Genomic DNA, 18,572 nt, shown 5'->3' on the forward strand with positions numbered 1-18,572 from the left:
CCGGCGAAGCCGCGCCGCATTCATCAGTTTTCTTCTTCGAGCCAGCAGGTGCCGTGCTGCGCGAGCATCGCGCTCGCGGCGGCGGGGCCCCAGGTGCCGGCCGCATACGGCTTCGGCGGTTTCATCGAGCGCGCCCACTCGTTGAGGATCGGCTCGACCCAGCGCCACGCGGCCTCCTGCTCGTCGCGACGCACGAACAGCGCGAGGCGGCCGTTGATCACGTCGAGCAGCAGGCGCTGATACGCCTCCATCTGGCCTTCCTTGAAGAACTGGTCGAACGCGAGATCGAGGTGCACGCTCGCGAGGTTCATCCCTTCGCCCGGCTGCTTCGCGAGGCAGTACAAGCGGATCGACTCGTTCGGCTGCAGCCGGATCACCAGGCGGTTCGCGCCCGCGCGCAGCGCAGTGGGCCCGAGCGCGGAATGCGGCACCGGCCGGAAGTTGACGACGATCTCGGCGACGCGGTCGGCCAGGCGCTTGCCGGTGCGCAGGAAGAACGGCACGCCGGCCCAGCGCCAGTTTTCGATCTCAACCTTCAGCGCGACGAACGTCTCGGTCTGGCTATCCGGCTTCACGCCGGGTTCGGTCGCATAGGCCGGCACCTGCGCGCCCTTGATCACGCCGGCGTGGTACTGGCCGCGCACCGCGACCTTGCCGATGTCGCGCTGATCGACGGGCTTGAGCGCGCGCAGCACGCGCAGCTTCTCGTCGCGCACCGAATCGGAATCCATCGAATGCGGCGGCTCCATCGCGACGATCGACAGCAGTTGCAGCAGGTGGTTCTGCACCATGTCGCGCAGCGCGCCGGTATTGTCGTAGAAATCGCCGCGCGCCTCGACGCCCAGCTCCTCGGCGATCGTGATCTGGATGCTCTCGACCCATTCGCGGCGCCACAGCGGCTCGAAAAGAGCATTGCCGAAGCGCAGCGCGAGCAGGTTCTGCACCGGCTCCTTGCCGAGGTAGTGGTCGATCCGGTAAATCTGCTCTTCGGCGAAGATCTCGCCGACCGCGTCGTTGATCGCATTCGACGAACGCAGATCGTAGCCGAGCGGTTTCTCGAGCACGATGCGCGCGCCCTCGTTGAGGCCCACCGCGGCAAGCGCGTTGCAGATCGGCACGAACAGCGACGGGCCGGTCGCGAGATAGAACACGCGGATGCCCGACAGCTTGTCGACCGCGTCGCGCAGCAGCGCGTAGTCTTGCGCGCGGCTCGCGTCGAGCTTCACGTAGACGATCCGCTCGAGGAAGCTTCGCCAGACCGCCTCGTCGAACGCGCTGCCGGCCGCTTTGGCCGCGTGCGGCTTCACGTGCTCCTCGACCCAGCCGAGGTAGGCGTCGCGATCGGCCGCGCCGCGCGCGACCGCGACGATCCGTCCGGCTTCGGCCAGCATGTTCGCGCGGTGCGCCTCGAAGAGCGCGGGGAGAATCTTGCGCATCGACAGATCGCCGGTGCCGCCGAAGAGAACGAAGGTGAAGCTCGAGTCGGTATGCATGTGTCTCCCACGGATTCGGGCGCCCGCGATGCCGTGCATCGTGGGCCGTAGTGCGATAAAAATATTTTTGACACTGAATTGTAGTTTAACTACAATCCGGCGCAAGGGGTAGCACCTGAACGAAGAAAAGAAGCGCACGGCATGAAGAGGCGCGAACTTCGGACGGGGCGTGCGGCGGATGTATGCCGCACGTCGGATGTTATCGGACATTGATGATGCGCATATGTGCACGTTGCTGCCCCTGGGGTGCACGCCTGGCGGTGGTCGGGCAGCGCAACCGGATAGCCCAGGAGGAGACAGTCGTTGAAGCTCGAGTCAGCACTCAGCCTCTGAGAGCCCGCGGCCGGCATCGGCCCGCACGCCATGCGTCGGCCTGTACCGCGTGTGGCGCGTCGTTCGCGGCTCGATTCCCCGTGTCTTCTTTCCTGTGCCGTTTGTTTAGTGCCGTCGTTTGTGCGGCGACCTAGCCAATAAGCCGGCTTTCGCGCGTTCGGCGCGATCGAAAGTCCGACGAGTGGATGACCCAAACTGGAGGAGATAACTGATGAAAGTTCGCGCGATCATGGGCGCGTTGTGCGCCGCAGGTCTGATGTTCGGCGCCGCCGCGGCGCAAGCGGCCGAGAATGTCACCGTGCTGCATTGGTGGACGTCGGGCGGTGAATCGAAGGCCGTCGGCGTGCTCAAGGACGATCTGCAAAAGCAGGGCTACGTGTGGAAGGATTTCGCGGTCGCGGGCGGCGCGGGCGCCGCGGCGATGACCGCGCTGAAGACCAAGGTGATCAGCGGCGACGCGCCGTCGGCCGCGCAGATCAAGGGGCCGTTGATTCAGGAATGGGCCGATCAGGGCGTGCTCGTCGACATCAACGCGGCAGCGGGCGACTGGAAGCAGAACCTGCCGGCCGAGATCGACAAGATCATCAAATACAAGGGCAATTACGTCGCGGCGCCGTTCTCGGTGCACCGCGTGAACTGGCTCTACATCAACAAGGCCGCGCTCGACAAGGTCGGCGCGAAGCCGCCTGCGACGTGGGCCGAGTTCTTCCAGGTCGCCGACAAGCTGAAGGCCGCCGGCATTCAGCCGGTCGCGATGGGCGGCCAGCCGTGGCAAGATTTGACGCTGTGGGAGGACGTGGTGCTGTCGCAGGGCCCGGCGTTCTACAAGAAGGCGCTCGTCGATCTCGACCAGGCTACGCTGACCTCCCCGCAAATGCTCGACGTGTTCAACACGGTCCGCAAGATCCAAAGCTACTTCGACTCCGGCCGTAACGGCCGCGACTGGAATCTCGCGACCGCGATGGTCATCAACGGCCGTGCCGGCATGCAGTTCATGGGCGACTGGGCGAAGGGCGAGTTCGAGGCGGCCGGCAAGAAGGCGGGCAAGGATTACATCTGCGCGGCGGTGCCGGGCACGGCGAACGCCTACACGTTCAACGTCGATTCGTTCGTGTTCTTCCAGCAGAAGGGTCAGAAGGCGGCGACGCCGGGTCAGATCGCGCTTGCGAAGACGATCATGACGCCCGCGTTCCAAGAGCAGTTCAGCTTGCTGAAGGGGTCGGTGCCGGTGCGCCAGGGCGTGAAGATGGACAAGTTCGACGATTGCGCGAAGAAGTCCTACGCGGACGGCCAGGCGGCGATCAAGTCCGGCGGCTACGTGCCGTCGCTCGCGCACGGCATGGCTCAGAGCGACGCCACCGCGGGCGCGATCACCGACGTCGTGACGAAGTTCATGAACTCGCAGCAGGACGCGAAGAGCGCGGTCGCCGCGCTCGCGAAGGCCGCGAAGGTGAAGTAACGAACGGTGCGCAAGCCCGGTTGCGCCGATCTTAGCGCGCCGGGCATTGCGCGCGTCGCATGTGCTGCAAACGGGCCGGTTGCCGGCTCGCGCCCTATCCGCTGTCCGCTTGCGGCGTCGCGCCGCGGCGCCGGCGATCTTGCTCCAGGAGTCGAAACACGTGGCTGCCCCACTTGGCGGAAACGGAACCAGCGCGGCCGCCGCACGCCGCACGTCGCCGCTGTCGGCGCTCGCCGACCGCTGGATTCCGAAACTGGTGCTCGCGCCCAGCATCGCGATCGCACTGGTGTTCATCTATGGCTTCATCGTCATCACCAGCTATCTGTCGATGACGAATTCGCGACTGCTGCCGAACTACACGTTCGACGGCTTCGGCCGCTATTCCGATTTGTTCGGCAACGACGTCTGGTGGACCTCGGCCGCGAACCTCGGCTGGTTCGGCATTCCGTTCATCGTGATCTGCGTCGTGCTGGGCCTGTTGCTCGCGATCCTGCTCGATCAGCAGATCCGCAACGAAGGCGCGCTGCGCGCGGTGTTCCTGTATCCGATGGCGCTGTCGTTCATCGTCACCGGCACGGCGTGGCAATGGATTCTGAACCCCGGCCTCGGCCTCGAGAAAGTGATGCATGACTGGGGTTTCACGAACTTCTCGTTCGGCTGGCTCGACGATCCGGACAAGGCGATCTTCTGCGTCGTGATCGCGGCCGTCTGGCAATCGACGGGCTTCGTGATGGCGCTGTTCCTCGCCGGGCTGCGCGGCGTGGACGGCGAGATCTTCAAGGCCGCGCAGGTCGACGGCGCGACGCTGCCCACCATTTACCGCAAGATCGTGATTCCGAGCATGCGCCCGGTGTTTTTCTCGGTGCTGCTGATCCTTTGTCACATCACGATCAAGACCTTCGATCTCGTCGTCGCGCTGACGGCGGGCGGGCCGGGCACGTCGTCGTCGCTGCCTGCGATGTTCATGTACACGTATTCGTTCAATCGCGGGCAGCTGGGCGTCGGCGCGGCATCGTCGGTGATGATGCTCGCCACCGTCGTCGCAGTGCTCGTGCCGCTCATGTATCTCGAATCGAGGAGCACCCGCAATGCAGCCTAAGATGACGATCGGCCGGGCTGTGATCTACGCGGCGCTGATTCTGTTCGCGCTGTACTTCCTGTTCCCGCTGTACGTGATGCTGTCGACGTCGTTCAAGGATCTCGACCAGTTGCGCACCGGCAACCTGCTCACGCCGCCGTCCAACTGGACGATCGCGCCGTGGGTCAAGGCATGGAGCGAGGCGTGTACCGGCGTGCGCTGCGACGGGATGAAGCCGTTTTTCTTCAATTCGCTCAAGATGGTGATTCCGGCCGTGCTGATCTCGTCGCTGATCGGCGCGTTCAACGGCTACGTGCTCACGCACTGGCGCTTTCGCGGCGCGGACGCGTTCTTCACGATGCTGCTCGTCGGCTGCTTCATCCCGTTCCAGGTGATCCTGCTGCCGATGGCGCGCCTGGAGGGCTACTTCGGGATGGCGAACACGATCCCGGGCCTGGTGTTCGTGCACGTCGTCTACGGCATTGCGTTCACGACGATGTTCTTCCGCAATTTCTACGTGAGCGTGCCGGCTGAGCTGGTGAAGGCCGCGCGCATCGACGGCGCGGGCTTCTTCACGATCTTCACGAAGATTCTGCTGCCGGTGTCGCTGCCGATTTTCATGGTGTGCGTGATCTGGCAGTTCACGCAGATCTGGAACGACTTCCTGTTCGGCATCGTGTTCTCCGGCGTCGATTCGATGCCGATCACGGTCGCATTGAACAACCTCGTCAACACGTCGACGGGCGTGAAGGAGTACAACGTCGACATGGCGGGCGCGATCATCGCCGCGCTGCCGACGCTGCTCGTCTACGTGCTCGCCGGGCGCTACTTCGTGCGCGGGCTGACGGCGGGTGCGGTAAAGGGATGACGCGGGCGCGGCCGGCGCCGCGCGGCGATACGAGATTACGAGACACGACGCGGCGCGCGCGCCGCACTGAAGACAGAGGATTCACAGCATGGCAAGCCTTTCCATCCGTGACGTGTACAAGACCTACCCGAACGGGGTGCCCGTCCTCAAGGGCGTCGATATCGATATCGAGGACGGCCAGTTTCTGATTCTCGTCGGCGGCTCGGGCTGCGGAAAATCGACGCTGCTCAACATGATCGCCGGGCTCGAAACCGTGACGAAGGGCGAGATCCGGATCGGCGGGCAGGTCGTCAACGATCTGTCGCCGAAGGATCGCGACATCGCGATGGTGTTCCAGTCGTATGCGCTGTATCCGTCGATGACGGTGCGCGACAACATCTCGTTCGGCCTGAACATCCGCAAGGTGCCCAAGAGCGAGCAGAAGAGTATCGTCGAGCGCGTCGCCGCGATGCTGCAGATCGAGCATCTGCTCGATCGCAAGCCGGGCCAGCTCTCGGGTGGCCAGCGCCAGCGTGTCGCGATGGGCCGCGCGCTCGCGCGCGATCCGTCGCTCTTCCTGTTCGACGAGCCGCTGTCCAATCTCGATGCGAAGCTGCGCATCGAAATGCGCTCCGAGATCAAGCTGCTGCATCAGCGCCTGGGCACGACGATCGTCTACGTGACGCACGACCAGATCGAGGCGATGACGCTCGGCGACCGGATCGCGGTGATGAAGGACGGCGTCGTGCAGCAATTCGGCGCGCCGCAGGAAATTTACGATTCGCCGTCGAACCTGTTCGTCGCGGGTTTCATCGGCGCGCCGCCGATGAATTTCATCAACGGCAAGCTGGTCGAGCAGGGCAGCGGCGTCGGCCTCGAACTCGACACGGGCGCGATGCGCGGCGTGCTGCACCTGCCGTTCGACGCGAAGCGGATGAACGGGCACCTCGGCCGGGACGTCATTCTCGGCCTGCGGCCCGAGCGGATCACCGATGCGCGAAGCGCGCACAACGGCGAGGCATCGTCGCTGCAGCCGATCGACGTGACGGTCGACGTGACCGAGCCGACCGGCCCGGACACGCACGTGTTCGCGCAGGTCAACGGCAAGCGGATCGTGAGCCGCGTGCATCCGGCCGCCGATCCGAAGCCGCAGCAGAAGCTGTCGCTGCTGTTCGACGTGTCGAAGGCGGTGCTGTTCGATCCGTCGACCGAGGCGCGCATCGCGTGATGCGCGCGCGGCGCCGCCGTGCCGCGCGAGGCCAGCCTGCGTTCATGACGAAGGGCCGTTGTTCCGGCAGGAACGAACGGCCCTTCGCGTTTTCGCGTGCATGGCCCCTCAGTGCGGCAACCGGATGTCGAGCTTATAGGTGACGAGCCGCGCGGCGAGGATGAACGCGGTGGCGGCGAGCACGCTGTAGACTGGATCGAGCTTCAGCTCCGCCAGCAGCAGATAGAACCAGCAGCCGACGAACGCGCAGGTCGCATACGGGCGCGAGTCGCGCAGGATCAGCGGGATGTCGTTGCACAGCACGTCGCGCAGAATGCCGCCCGCGACGCCGGTGGTCACGCCCATCATCGCGGCGATGAAGCGCGGCATCTCGGCGTCGAGCGCGATCGACGTGCCCGAGATGCTGAAGATGCCGAGCCCGACCGCGTCGGCGACGAGCAGCGCGCGTTCGGCCGACAGCCGCGACATCATCCGCAGCACGATCGGCGCGAACATCGCCATCGCGAAGATGGCGATCACGTAATCGTCGTGGACGACCCAGTAGAAGGGCCGGCGCTCGAGCAGGATGTCGCGGATGGTGCCGCCGCCGAACGCGGTCGCGAGCGCGACGACGAACGTGCCGACCGAGTCGAGCCGGCTCTTGCGGGCCTCGATGAAACCGGAGATCGCGAACGCGAGCGTGGCAAGCGCCTCGAGTACGGTGATCGCCAGCGTCAGCCTAGGATGCGGCACGCGGCCCCCGCTCGCCGCCCACGCCGGCCTGCCGCAGCAGCACGAGCACCGCGCCCGCGCCGCCGTCGTGGCCGCGCGCTTCGCAGAATGCGATCACCTCGTCTTTCTGCACGAGCCACGCGCGCACCTTGCCTTTGAGCACCGGTTCCTTGCCGATCGAGCCCAGCCCCTTGCCGTGGATCACGCGCAGGCAGCGCAGCCCCTTCTTCGCGGATTCGCGGATGAATTCGGCGAGCGCCTCGCGCGCCTCGTCGCGGCGCATGCCATGCAGATCGAGCTGCGCCTGGACGATCCACGCGCCGCTTCTGAGCTTGCGGACCACGTCGCGGCTCAGGCCGGGGCGGTGGTAGTACAGCGATTCGTCGGCGTCGAGCAGCGTCTCGGGATCGAATTCGTCGGACAACGTGGCGTCGAGCACCGCCGCTTCATCCTGCCGCGTGTGTTTCGGCACGGGCGCGGGCGGCGTGCGGCCGCCTGCGGCGCGCTGCGGCACGGCGAGCGGCTGGATGTCGCCGATTTCGCGGCGGAACAGATCGGCATCCGCCGCGGCTTCGCGCGCGGCCTGGGCGGCCTGCGCCTGCGCGCGGGCGCGTTGCTCGGCTTGGCCCTCGAGCGTGGCGCGCAGCGCGCCGAGCCCGGCCAGCCCCTGGCCGCGCAGCGCGGCGGGCGGCGGCGGGCTGGCGGGTGCGGGCGCTGGCGCCGGAGTGGCGGGCCGGGCGGCGGCTTGCCGCTTCGCGGGGTCGCTGGGATGGGGCTGGTTCTTCGCCATGATCGTTCGGATGCGAGAGGGCAGCGTGCCGCCGCCGGGCATGAAAAAGCCGCTGCGCGATGCACAGCGGCTGGCGGCAGGGGCCTTGAGCCTTGAGCGGGCGGCGCGCGACGACGCCATTGTAGCGTCGCGCACCGCCCGTTATCGTCACTTGCGGTCGTGCAGGCTTTCGAGATAGCGCTGCGCGTCGAGTGCCGCCATGCAGCCGGTGCCCGCGCTCGTGATCGCCTGGCGGTAGACGTGATCCTGCACGTCGCCCGCCGCGAACACGCCCGCCACGCTGGTTGCCGTCGCGTTGCCGGCAAGGCCGCTCGACGTGATGATATAGCCGTCCTTCATTTCGAGCTGTCCGTTGAAGATATCGGTGTTCGGCTTGTGGCCGATTGCGATGAACAGGCCCTGCACGGCGACATCCTGGGTTTCGCCCGTCTGCGTGTGCTTGATGCGCACGCCGGACACGCCGGTGTCGTCGCCCGTCACTTCGTCGAGCACGTGATTCCACTTGATCTCGACGACGCCTTCCTTTTCCTTTTCGAGCAGCCGGTCGACCAGGATCGGCTCCGCGCGGAACTTGTCGCGGCGGTGAATCACCGTCACCTTCTTCGCGATGCCGGTCAGATACAGCGCTTCCTCGACGGCGGTGTTGCCGCCGCCGACCACGGCCACGTTCTGATTCTTGTAGAAGAAGCCGTCGCAGGTCGCGCAGGCCGACACGCCGCGCCCCATGAACGCTTCTTCCGACGGCAGGCCGAGGTATTGCGCGGACGCGCCCGTCGCGATGATCAGCGCATCGCACGTGTATTCGCCGGCGTCGCCGATCAGGCGGATCGGCTTTTCGTGCAGCTTCGCCGTGTGGATGTGGTCGAACACGATTTCCGTGTTGAAACGCTCCGCGTGCGCGAGAAAGCGCTGCATCAGCTCCGGCCCCTGGACGCCGTTCGCATCGGCCGGCCAGTTCTCGACGTCGGTGGTCGTCATCAACTGGCCGCCTTGCGCGATGCCCGTGATCAGCACGGGCGACAGGTTCGCGCGGGCGGCGTAGACGGCCGCCGTGTAGCCGGCGGGGCCGGAACCGAGAATCAGGACTTTCGCGTGTTTGGGCGTGGACATGAGGATGATCCGTAAAAAGCGGCCGGCCGGATGACGCTGGGCGGCACGATGCGAGCGGGATAGCGTCGCAGATGGGGGCAAAGAGCGCATTATAAAGGCCTGCCCGCCGTGCCGCCGCAACGCGTTTTCAATCGGCGCGATAGCGTCGCCCGGGCCTCACGCGCGACGCACGCGTTACCGTCATTTACACTTGGCCGGGCAGTGCAGCGTTTACAATAGACCGAATCGAACGATCGGCGGCCCGCACCCGGTGTGACGCCGCCTCATCGCCTTCTTGACGGATTCATGGCAAAAGCTCCTTATACCGCGCAGGCCCAAGCGCTGCCGCATCGCATGTCGCGCCTTCTGGTCGAGATCCGCTGGATCCTGCAGGTCGCGCTGCTCGCGTTCCTGCTCATGGCGCTCTTGAGCTACAGCCGCAGCGACCCGAGCTGGACGCACGCGGCGCAGGTCGATCACATCGCGAACTGGGCGGGACGGGTCGGCGCGTGGACGGCCGACATCCTGCTGCTGTTGTTCGGGCTTTCCGCCTATTGGCTCGTCGTGCTGCTCGGGCGGCGCGTGGCCGCGAACTATCGCCGCATCACGCGGCACGAGACGCTGACCGACGAGCCGGAAAAGCCCGAAAAGTCGATCGGCTGGCTTGCCGAAGGCTTCGCGTTCGTTCTCGTGCTGCTCGCGAGCGACGGTGTCGAGGCGCTGCGCATGTGGTCGCTGAAGCTGCCATTGCCGCGCGCGCCCGGCGGCGTCGTCGGCGAGACGATCGCGCGCGGCGTGTCGCACGCGTTCGGCTTCACGGGCGGCACGCTCGTGCTGCTTATCGCGCTCGCGATCGGGCTGTCGCTGTATTTCCGCTTTTCGTGGCTGTCGGTGGCCGAGCGCGTGGGCGGCGCGATCATCTCGGCCGTCACGCTCGCGCGGCTGCGCCGCGAGGCCGAGCGCGACCGCAAGCTCGGCGAGGCGGCGGCCGTCAAGCGCGAAGGCAAGGTCGAGGAGGAGCGCGTGCGTATCGAGGAGCACGAGCCCGTGACGATCGTGCCGCCCGTGGTCACGCCGGTCAAATCCGAGCGCGCCGAGAAGGAGCGCCAGCAGCCGCTTTTCACCGACTTGCCGGGCGACTCGACGTTGCCCGCGATCTCGCTGCTCGATCCGGCAAGCGCCGCGCAAGAAACGATCTCCGCCGATACGCTCGAATTCACGTCGCGCCTGATCGAGAAGAAGCTGAAGGATTTCGGCGTCGAGGTGAGTGTCGTCGCCGCATATCCGGGGCCCGTCGTCACCCGCTACGAGATCGAACCCGCGACCGGTGTGAAGGGCAGCCAGATCGTCAATCTGTCGAAGGATCTCGCGCGCTCGCTGTCGCTCGTGTCGATCCGCGTCGTCGAGACGATTCCCGGCAAGAACTACATGGCGCTCGAGCTGCCGAACCAGCGCCGCCAGACGGTGCGGCTGTCGGAGATCCTCGGCTCCGAGGTCTACGCGGACGCGCCGTCGATGCTCACGCTCGGCCTCGGCAAGGACATCGGCGGCAAGCCGGTGTGCGCGGATCTCGCGAAGATGCCGCACTTGCTGGTTGCCGGCACGACCGGCTCGGGCAAGTCGGTCGGGATCAACGCGATGATTCTGTCGCTGCTGTACAAGGCGAGCGCCGAGCAGGTGCGGCTGATCCTGATCGATCCGAAGATGCTCGAAATGAGCGTCTACGAAGGGATTCCGCACCTGCTGTGCCCGGTCGTCACCGATATGCGCCAGGCGGGCCACGCGCTCAACTGGACGGTGGCCGAGATGGAGCGCCGCTACAAGCTGATGAGCAAGCTCGGCGTGCGCAATCTTGCCGGCTACAACAACAAGATCGAGGATGCGAAGAAGCGCGAAGAGAAAATTCCGAACCCGTTCAGCCTGACGCCCGACGATCCGGAGCCGCTCGGCCGGCTGCCGAATATCGTCGTCGTGATCGACGAGCTTGCCGATTTGATGATGGTGGTCGGCAAGAAGGTCGAGGAACTGATCGCGCGGATCGCCCAGAAGGCGCGCGCGGCGGGCATTCATCTGATTCTCGCGACGCAGCGCCCGTCGGTCGACGTGATCACGGGCCTCATCAAGGCGAACGTGCCGACGCGCATCGCGTTCCAGGTGTCGTCGAAGATCGACTCGCGCACGATTCTCGATCAGATGGGCGCGGAATCGCTGCTGGGCCAGGGCGACATGCTGTATCTGCCGCCCGGCACCGGCCTGCCCGTGCGCGTGCATGGCGCGTTCGTCTCGGACGACGAGGTGCATCGCGTGGTCGAGAAGCTCAAGGAGCATGGCGAGCCGAATTACATCGAGGGGCTGCTCGAAGGCGGCACGGCCGATGGCGACGAGGGCTCGGCCGCGGCCGGCGGCGACGCGAACGGCGAGGCCGATCCGCTGTACGACCAGGCAGTGGAGATCGTGATCAAGAATCGGCGCGCGTCGATCTCGCTCGTGCAGCGTCATTTGCGCATCGGCTACAACCGCGCGGCGCGCCTGCTCGAGCAGATGGAGCAATCAGGGCTCGTTTCGGCGATGTCGTCGAGCGGCAACCGCGAAATCCTCGTGCCCGCGCGCGACGCCGAGTGAGTTCGCGCCGAGGCTGCCGCCCGGGCGCTTCGGCCTTCTACGGAGAAAACCACAGCATGCAGGATCAGTCGTTGGCAATTCATTCCGGCTACACCGGCTACACCGGCTCGCCGCGCGCGGCGCGGCGCGCGTTCGCGCGCACGGTGCGCGCCGCGCTCGCGGGCGCGGCGCTCGCGCTTGCCGCGTCGCACGCGTTCGCGAGCGGCACCGAGCAATTGAAGGCGTTCGTGTCGAAGGTGCGCGGCGCGAAGGGCGAATTCATGCAGCAGATCGTCAAGATGCCGTCGAAGGCCGCGAGCGGCGCGGCGCCGAGCGTCAAGCCCACCGACAATTCGAGCGGCAGCTTCGAGTTTTCTCGGCCGGGCAAATTCATCTGGTCGTATCAGAAGCCGTATCAGCAGGTGCTGCAAGCCGACGGCGACAAGCTTTACGTGTACGACAAGGATCTGAACCAGGTCACCGAGCGCAAGCTCGCGGGCGCGCTCGGCGCGAGCCCGGCCGCGATCCTGTTCGGCAGCAACGATCTCGAGAAAAACTACACGCTGCGCGACGCGGGCGAGAAGGGCGGAATCGACTGGCTCGAAATGTTGCCGAAGGCGCAGGACACGCAGTTTCAGCGCATCGGCATCGGCTTCAAGAACGGCGTGCTCGCCGCGATGGAGCTGCACGACGTGTTCGGCAACGTGACGCTACTCACGTTCACGAATATCCAAACGAATCCGCCGTTCAAGGCCGACGAGTTCAAGTTCGTCGTGCCGAAGGGGGCGGACGTCGTCAGCGGCTAAGCGCTCTTGCGCTCGCGCCGATGCCCGCCGGGCCCGCCAGCAATGGCGGGCCCGGTTCGTTTCGGGCGGCGCGCCGAAGCAGCCGCGCCGCGCATCTTGCATGCGGCTGTCATAATGTTCGATCGGGCGGCGCATGCGCGCCGCCACCGTTTTTCGTGGGAGCGAAGGTCATGTCGGACCTGTTTGCAGTCGAACCGCGCCGGCCGCTCGCCGAGGCGCTGCGCCCGAAAACGCTCGGCGACGTGATCGGGCAGACCCATCTGCTCGGAGAGGGCAAGCCGTTGCGGCTTGCGTTCGAATCGGGCAAACCGCATTCGATGATCCTCTGGGGGCCGCCCGGTGTCGGCAAGACGACGCTCGCGCGTCTTACCGCGCTCGCGTTCGATTGCGAGTTCATCGCGCTGTCCGCGGTGCTGGGCGGCGTGAAGGATATCCGCGAATCGATGGACGCGGCGCGCGACACGCTCAACCGCACCGGCCGCCACACGATTCTGTTCGTCGACGAAATCCATCGCTTCAACAAGGCGCAGCAGGATGCGCTGTTGCCGTTCGTCGAATCGGGGCTCGTCACGTTCATCGGCGCGACGACCGAGAATCCGAGCTTCGAGGTGAATTCGGCGCTGCTGTCGCGCGCGCAGGTGTACGTGCTGAAATCACTGACCGACGACGAACTGCGTCAGCTGCTCAAGCGCGCGCAAGACACCGCGCTCGCGGGCCTGACGTTCGACGAGCGCGCGGTCGACACGCTCGTCGGCTATGCGGACGGCGACGCGCGGCGGTTTTTGAACCTGCTCGAACAGGCGCAGACGGCGGCTTCGTCCGCGGGCGTGACGACGATCGACGCGGCGTTCGTCGACAGCGCGATGACGATGAACGCACGCCGCTTCGACAAGGGCGGCGACAATTTCTACGATCAGATATCGGCGCTGCATAAATCGGTGCGCGGTTCGAGTCCGGACGGCGCGCTGTATTGGCTGTGCCGGATGTTCGACGGCGGCGCCGATCCGAAGTATCTCGCGCGGCGCATCGTGCGCATGGCGTGGGAAGACATCGGCCTTGCCGATCCGCGCGCGATGCAGATCGCCAACGACGCGGCCGAGACCTACGAGCGGCTCGGCTCGCCGGAAGGCGAGCTGGCGCTTGCGCAGGCGGTGCTGTATCTCGCATGCGCGGCGAAGAGCAACGCCGGCTACAACGCGTTCAACGAAGCGATGGCGTTCGTCAGGCAGGACAAATCGCGCGAGGTGCCGGTGCATCTGCGCAATGCGCCGACCAAGCTGATGAAGGAGCTGGGCTATGGCCACGCGTACCGCTATGCGCACGACGAGCCGAATGCGTATGCGGCGGGCGAGACCTATTTGCCGGACGGCATGCGCGAGCCGCGCTGGTACAAGCCGACGCCGCGCGGTCTCGAAGCGAAGATCGCCGACAAGCTCGCGTGGCTGCGCGAGCTGGATCACGAAGCGGGCAAGCAGGACTAGCGCGCAGCCATGCCGCGGGCCATGCGGCAACGAACCGGTCCGCGGCCCTCGGCCCTCGGCCCTCGGCCGGCAACGGCCGGGCCGCGATGCAGGGCGCGGCCGCGACGGGCCGCCCGCGCCGTCCGGTCACCGGCGCGCGGGCGCTGTGCGTTAAAATCCCGGTTTCACTCAACGAATCTTCGTCCCCCCATGCTCGACATCCAGTTGCTGCGTAAAGACCTCGATGGCGTCGCCAAGCGCCTCGCCGATCGCGGCTATACCCTCGACGTCGCCGCGTTTTCCGCGCTCGAAGCGCAGCGCCGCGCGATCCAGACCCGCACCGAGGAGCTGCAGGCGCGCCGCAACAGTCTGTCGAAGCAGATCGGCGCGATGAAGGGGCGGGGCGAGGATACGTCGGCGGTGATGGCCGAAGTGAGCGGCATCGGCGACGAGATGAAGGCTTCGGCGGCGAAGCTCGACGAAATCCAGGCGCGCGTATCGGAGTTGATGCTCGCGATGCCGAATCTTGCGCACGAGAGCGTGCCCGTCGGCCAGGACGAGACCCAGAATGTCGAGGTGCGCCGCTGGGGCGCGCCCCGCCAGTTCGATTTCGACGTGAAGGATCACGTCGACGTCGGCACGCCGCTCGGTCTCGATTTCGACACGGGCGCGAAACTGTCGGGCGCGCGCTTCTCGGTGCTGCGCGGGCCCATTGCGCGGCTGCATCGCGCGCTCGCGCAGTTCATGATCGACACACACACGCAGCAGCACGGCTACAGCGAGACCTACACGCCTTACATCGTCAACGCCGACGTGCTGTACGGCACCGGCCAGCTGCCGAAGTTCGCCGACGACATGTTCCGCGTCGAGCGGGGGGGCGACGAGAACGCGGCATCGCAATACCTGATCTCGACGTCCGAGATTTCGCTGACGAACACCGTGCGCGACTCGATCATCGACGCGGCGGCGCTGCCGCTCAAGCTGACCGCACATTCGCCGTGCTTTCGCTCGGAGGCCGGCTCGTATGGGCGCGATACGCGCGGGATGATCCGCCAGCATCAGTTCGACAAAGTCGAGATGGTGCAGATCGTCGCGCCGGAGACATCGTATGCCGCGCTCGACGAGATGGTCGGCCACGCGGAAGCGATCCTGCAGAAGCTCGAGCTGCCGTATCGCGTGATGGCGCTTTGCACGGGGGATATGGGATTTTCGGCGGCAAAGACGTTCGATCTCGAAGTGTGGCTGCCGGCGCAGAACACGTATCGCGAGATCTCGAGCTGCTCGAACACGGAGTCGTTCCAGGCGCGCCGGATGCAGGCGCGGTTCCGGAATGCGCAGGGCAAGCCGGAACTCGTGCATACGTTGAACGGCTCGGGCCTCGCGGTCGGCCGCGCGCTTGTCGCGGTGCTGGAGAATTACCAGAACGCCGACGGCTCGGTGACGGTGCCGGTCGCGCTGCGCCCTTACATGGGCGGGCTCGAGTTGATTGCCGCGCCGGCCGCGGGCGCAAGCGCGGGTTAAACGGAGAAGGAGTCGCGGCCTTGAAATTTTTTGAGGAAAGGCTTGGAAAGCTGCTGCAAGTTGTTCTATAATCTTCGCTTCGCCGGGGCGACCTACCGGTGAAGCTGAAAAGGAAAGGTGGCAGAGAGGTCGAATGCGCCGGACTCGAAATCCGGTATACGGTTATACCGTATCGTGGGTTCGAATCCCACCCTTTCCGCCAGAATGCATGCAGCAAGGAAAAAAGCCGGCCTAGCCGGCTTTTTTCTTTTCTGAGCACGCCATTTCCGGTGTACATGGCGTGCCCGAATTGTGACCGCATCGGGGCTCGGCAAGATGGGCGTACCGCAGCACCATCTCATCGCTCGGCCATCCGCCAAGCTCCATCAGCCGATTCAGCGGCGTGCCGTTTTGGACGTGCCAACTCGCCCAGGTATGTCTTCGTCCGTGGAAACGGAAGTTCGTGATGCCGGCGCGCTTGCATGTGGCACGCCATTGAACCGAAGCCCACGCCGTCAGAATTTCACCACTTCTCATGAAGACATGCGTTTGATGCTTCCCAATCCGGCGTCGAATCGTGTCAAGAGCCTCGGCCTTCACAGTGGAACGCGATCGGCCGCTGCGCTTTCGCCTGATCGGGATGAATCCACGCCCGGTGCTGGACGAGATCCACCCGACTCCATTCGAGCCCGAGGATGTTCGCTTGGCGTAGCGCAGTCGCGCATCCGAAAATGGTTGCGTCCCGCATCCAATCAGGGCAAATCGCAGCCAACAGCCGGTGTGCCTCTCGCGCGTGACGCGCGATGGCGGCACGCGCGTGTTTGCGCGGCAAACGCGTACCGACCGCCGATACGCGATCCCGTTGTGTCTGTGTTCCGGGGCGCATGGTTGCCGCGCCCGCGTTCGTGCTGAGTCGCGGGTCGATGTAAGCGCGGCCGTCGCAACGCATATCGGCATGACGATCGCCGCATATGGGCGGGCAGCGGCGCCAGTCATGCATGCGGCGCGTGAGCGACGGTGTCGAGCGGATTGGCGGGCCTACCGGCACCGGACGGTTGCGCAGCAACGGAACAGCCCCGAGCCGATGGCCGATTTTTGAAGCGAGTTCCAGCTGGTTTGGTCGATGATTTTAATTTCGATTTGATTCGCGCGTGAAAACGGTTCGTGCGATGAAATGAGAATGAATGCTCGCGAATCAAACGGCTTGGCCGATCAGGGGAGTCATGAAATTGGCGGCTGCGGCAGGCGTGCATATAAGAAAAATATTCTGCACGACGATACGCGTAAATATCCTGATGCCGATTCATGGGAAATTGAAATACAAAAAAATATTGCCATTCTCAAAATCATGGTTTTCTTCATTGAAGCGGATTTTTTTGACAACGAGAATGCGGCGGAAAAACAGTTTCAGCCAGTGTTGCGAATGAAGCATTCTTTTCGAATAGACGGATAAGCGTGATGCGATGTCGGGAAATAGATTGCGATTGGTAAGGGAATTGAATGGAATGGCGATGCCGATTAATTGGCGGACACGGCGGGGATCGACGTCGAATGGCGCAGTGATGGCATGAATCGGAGGCGTTTGCATGAATCGTGAAATCCGGGCGCGTTGCAAGGAGAACAAAGGCCGGTGCCGATCATATCGGGCTGCGGCGAGGCTGGCGCGTGCTCGCGGGCCGCGCCGAAGTCTGTCGCGCCCAGCCGTTCAACGCAGTGCACGGTTACCGCAAGAGCGGGCAGTATCGGTCGACTCGATGCCGTACCGCCTTTAGCGGGCGGTGACGCAGGCGAGTCCGGCGCGTGGGCGGCCGATGCGATCCCGGCTATCGGGCACGATGCGTTGATCGTCCGGTCGAGGCCCGCCGGATGTACCACCGGGGGCGAGCACGAGGCGGCTGGTGTGAATGCCGCGATCGGCCAGCGCGCGTTCGCAGGTGCAGCATGACAGCGCGTCGATTTGCAACGGAACATTTTGTTCTTTGCGGGAACGCGGGCTTAGCCGGTTTTAGCGGCTTGGCAGTAATTCCAAACGAGCGTTCGGCAACGCGCGCGGCACGGCTTTCAAGCATGCGGGACGCATGGCCGGATGGACTGGCGGGCCTGGTGCGTCAATGCATGGGGCAATAGCCGGCGGTATCGGACGCCGCGCACGGGAATTGGAAAATCGAGCCGGCGCAGTGCCGGCGGGAGACGGGCGGCTCACGGAAATGGCGCATCGCAGCGAGGCGCGCGTTGCCGGGCAATATCGGATGGATTGTTAAAGAAAGATAAGTCGGGGGATGAGAAGTAAAAATCCGCTGGACAAAAAGGACCGTTTTTGTCGGTTCAATAAAACTCGCTGCGACCTCTCGATAAATCAATTGGATAGCGAACCCGTCAGCGCTCGAATCCTACTGTGATACAAACGGTCGTTTTTTTCCGTGCCGAGCGCGTTGAGCGGGGCTTTGCCATGCACGGAAAGATACGCGTGAAGACCGCCTTGGACCAGGGCGAAAGCGCGGGCGGCCGAATGCTGAGAGGGCGGCAACGAATATGGAATGAAGTGAGGGCTGGCGCGTCATGCTGCGCGTCAAATCAGCCGGATGCAATACGCGGCGCACTTTGACGGCGCGAATTGATATCGCGGCGAGTCCGAATCGGTCTTCGATCTCTGGGTTTCTCCTTGTTTGACACATGACGCGTTCTGTCCGGGTGGGCGGGATGGGCCGTGTTGCGCATGAAAGCTGAGCAGAAGTTGTCTTCTTCCAAGAAACGGGGGTGGGGCGATGGGACCGTGGAGCTTGAGGGCGGTGATGTGGCTGTGCGTAGCGCTCGCGCAGGCGTACTGGTGGCGCATGACCGCCGTGTGGTGGGCGCGTCATGCTTGCCGGACGGCAAGCGGGTGGCAGCGTGGCCGGGATTGGTGCCGGCTGCGCCGAAGCGTGAAGGCTGAGCTGTGCCGGGTATACGCGCGGGGTGTCGCGCGAGGCATGGGCGGGCAGGCGGCGGGCGAGCCAGAGCATGGCGCGACAGAGGATGCGCGGGCGTGGTCGGTGTGGCTGGCGTGGCTGTCGTTATCGAGCGGCTGGTATGGGCGGTTGCTGTCATGGGTGTACGGCTGACCGGGTGATTAGCTGAGTGACTGACCCAAGGGTCGAGCGATGCGCCGGTGGCGATGCAATAAATTAAGTAATCCAA

Annotated in this window: 15 protein-coding genes and 1 tRNA gene; 11 read left to right on the forward strand and 5 right to left on the reverse strand. The window is 65.0% G+C overall.

Annotation, left to right across the window (positions count from 1 at the left end; translation table 11 throughout):
- Positions 1-23: 23 nt before the first annotated feature.
- Positions 24-1,493, reverse strand: coding sequence for a glucose-6-phosphate dehydrogenase (gene zwf / locus AQ611_RS05990; protein WP_069233979.1), 1,470 nt, complete (start codon positions 1,491-1,493; stop codon positions 24-26).
- 544 nt (positions 1,494-2,037) lie between these two features.
- Between zwf and AQ611_RS05995 the strand changes: the two genes are divergently transcribed.
- The 4 genes from AQ611_RS05995 (at position 2,038) to AQ611_RS06010 (ending at position 6,438) form a co-directional block, all read left to right on the forward strand.
- Positions 2,038-3,285 carry an ABC transporter substrate-binding protein gene (locus AQ611_RS05995; protein WP_059519913.1) on the forward strand — a complete coding sequence of 416 codons (1,248 nt, stop codon included), beginning with the start codon at positions 2,038-2,040 and terminating at the stop codon, positions 3,283-3,285.
- Positions 3,286-3,445: 160 nt separating this feature from the next.
- Positions 3,446-4,384 carry a carbohydrate ABC transporter permease gene (locus AQ611_RS06000; RefSeq protein ID WP_059520071.1) on the forward strand — a complete coding sequence of 313 codons (939 nt, stop codon included), beginning with the start codon at positions 3,446-3,448 and terminating at the stop codon, positions 4,382-4,384.
- The gene (locus tag AQ611_RS06005; protein ID WP_059519912.1) at positions 4,374-5,231 is read left to right on the forward strand and encodes a carbohydrate ABC transporter permease; all 858 of its coding nucleotides are present in this window, start codon (positions 4,374-4,376) and stop codon (positions 5,229-5,231) included. Before AQ611_RS06000 ends, AQ611_RS06005 begins: the two co-directional genes overlap by 11 nt.
- Before the next feature lie 88 nt (positions 5,232-5,319).
- On the forward strand, positions 5,320-6,438 hold the full coding sequence (locus AQ611_RS06010) for an ABC transporter ATP-binding protein (RefSeq protein WP_059519911.1): 1,119 nt from the start codon (positions 5,320-5,322) through the stop codon (positions 6,436-6,438).
- A gap of 108 nt (positions 6,439-6,546) precedes the next feature.
- On the opposite strand, the gene AQ611_RS06015 is transcribed toward AQ611_RS06010, so the two are convergent.
- The 3 genes from AQ611_RS06015 to trxB all read right to left on the reverse strand — a co-directional run bounded on the left by AQ611_RS06015 (position 6,547) and on the right by trxB (position 9,049).
- The gene (locus AQ611_RS06015) at positions 6,547-7,170 is read right to left on the reverse strand and encodes a trimeric intracellular cation channel family protein (RefSeq protein ID WP_059519910.1); all 624 of its coding nucleotides are present in this window, start codon (positions 7,168-7,170) and stop codon (positions 6,547-6,549) included.
- Positions 7,157-7,939: a Smr/MutS family protein gene (locus tag AQ611_RS06020; protein WP_069235164.1), complete on the reverse strand. Its 783-nt coding sequence runs from the start codon at positions 7,937-7,939 to the stop codon at positions 7,157-7,159. Before AQ611_RS06020 ends, AQ611_RS06015 begins: the two co-directional genes overlap by 14 nt.
- A 147-nt stretch (positions 7,940-8,086) precedes the next feature.
- A complete protein-coding gene (gene trxB, locus AQ611_RS06025; RefSeq protein ID WP_059519909.1) occupies positions 8,087-9,049 on the reverse strand; it encodes a thioredoxin-disulfide reductase in 963 nt (320 codons plus the stop codon).
- A gap of 285 nt (positions 9,050-9,334) precedes the next feature.
- On the opposite strand from trxB, the gene AQ611_RS06030 reads away from it, so the two are divergent.
- The 5 genes from AQ611_RS06030 (at position 9,335) to AQ611_RS06050 (ending at position 15,618) form a co-directional block, all read left to right on the forward strand.
- Entirely contained in the window at positions 9,335-11,650 is a 2,316-nt protein-coding gene (locus tag AQ611_RS06030) for a DNA translocase FtsK (protein WP_069233980.1), read from the forward strand.
- 56 nt (positions 11,651-11,706) lie between these two features.
- Positions 11,707-12,435, forward strand: a complete 729-nt coding sequence (lolA, locus tag AQ611_RS06035) for an outer membrane lipoprotein chaperone LolA (protein WP_069233981.1) — start codon at positions 11,707-11,709, stop codon at positions 12,433-12,435.
- A 170-nt stretch (positions 12,436-12,605) separates the two neighbouring features.
- Positions 12,606-13,916: a replication-associated recombination protein A gene (locus AQ611_RS06040; RefSeq protein WP_059519906.1), complete on the forward strand. Its 1,311-nt coding sequence runs from the start codon at positions 12,606-12,608 to the stop codon at positions 13,914-13,916.
- Positions 13,917-14,105: 189 nt separating this feature from the next.
- Positions 14,106-15,416: a serine--tRNA ligase gene (gene serS / locus AQ611_RS06045; protein WP_069233982.1), complete on the forward strand. Its 1,311-nt coding sequence runs from the start codon at positions 14,106-14,108 to the stop codon at positions 15,414-15,416.
- A 111-nt stretch (positions 15,417-15,527) separates the two neighbouring features.
- A tRNA-Ser gene (locus AQ611_RS06050) sits at positions 15,528-15,618 on the forward strand.
- 29 nt (positions 15,619-15,647) lie between these two features.
- Here AQ611_RS06050 and AQ611_RS24505 read toward each other — a convergent pair.
- A complete protein-coding gene (locus AQ611_RS24505; protein WP_083237246.1) occupies positions 15,648-16,391 on the reverse strand; it encodes a tyrosine-type recombinase/integrase in 744 nt (247 codons plus the stop codon).
- Between the two features lie 184 nt (positions 16,392-16,575).
- Here AQ611_RS24505 and AQ611_RS25395 point away from each other — a divergent pair, with 184 nt between their 5' ends.
- Both AQ611_RS25395 and AQ611_RS06065 read left to right on the forward strand, forming a co-directional pair.
- Entirely contained in the window at positions 16,576-16,848 is a 273-nt protein-coding gene (locus AQ611_RS25395) for a hypothetical protein (RefSeq protein ID WP_146011818.1), read from the forward strand.
- Between the two features lie 1,339 nt (positions 16,849-18,187).
- Positions 18,188-18,496, forward strand: coding sequence for a hypothetical protein (locus AQ611_RS06065; RefSeq protein ID WP_125910518.1), 309 nt, complete (start codon positions 18,188-18,190; stop codon positions 18,494-18,496).
- Positions 18,497-18,572 lie beyond the last annotated feature (76 nt).

It is taken from the genome of Burkholderia singularis, from assembly GCF_001718875.1.
GTDB classification, from domain to species: domain Bacteria; phylum Pseudomonadota; class Gammaproteobacteria; order Burkholderiales; family Burkholderiaceae; genus Burkholderia; species Burkholderia singularis.

Coding starts and splice junctions, on each gene's coding strand:
- zwf (WP_069233979.1), bottom strand. CDS start 1,493: ATGCATACCGACTCGAGCTTCACCTTCGTTCTCTTCGGCGGCACCGGC.
- AQ611_RS05995 (WP_059519913.1), top strand. CDS start 2,038: ATGAAAGTTCGCGCGATCATGGGCGCGTTGTGCGCCGCAGGTCTGATG.
- AQ611_RS06005 (WP_059519912.1), top strand. CDS start 4,374: ATGCAGCCTAAGATGACGATCGGCCGGGCTGTGATCTACGCGGCGCTG.
- AQ611_RS06010 (WP_059519911.1), top strand. CDS start 5,320: ATGGCAAGCCTTTCCATCCGTGACGTGTACAAGACCTACCCGAACGGG.
- AQ611_RS06020 (WP_069235164.1), bottom strand. CDS start 7,939: ATGGCGAAGAACCAGCCCCATCCCAGCGACCCCGCGAAGCGGCAAGCC.
- trxB (WP_059519909.1), bottom strand. CDS start 9,049: ATGTCCACGCCCAAACACGCGAAAGTCCTGATTCTCGGTTCCGGCCCC.
- AQ611_RS06030 (WP_069233980.1), top strand. CDS start 9,335: ATGGCAAAAGCTCCTTATACCGCGCAGGCCCAAGCGCTGCCGCATCGC.
- lolA (WP_069233981.1), top strand. CDS start 11,707: ATGCAGGATCAGTCGTTGGCAATTCATTCCGGCTACACCGGCTACACC.
- AQ611_RS06040 (WP_059519906.1), top strand. CDS start 12,606: ATGTCGGACCTGTTTGCAGTCGAACCGCGCCGGCCGCTCGCCGAGGCG.
- serS (WP_069233982.1), top strand. CDS start 14,106: ATGCTCGACATCCAGTTGCTGCGTAAAGACCTCGATGGCGTCGCCAAG.
- AQ611_RS24505 (WP_083237246.1), bottom strand. CDS start 16,391: ATGACTGGCGCCGCTGCCCGCCCATATGCGGCGATCGTCATGCCGATA.
- AQ611_RS25395 (WP_146011818.1), top strand. CDS start 16,576: ATGAATGCTCGCGAATCAAACGGCTTGGCCGATCAGGGGAGTCATGAA.
- AQ611_RS06065 (WP_125910518.1), top strand. CDS start 18,188: ATGTGGCTGTGCGTAGCGCTCGCGCAGGCGTACTGGTGGCGCATGACC.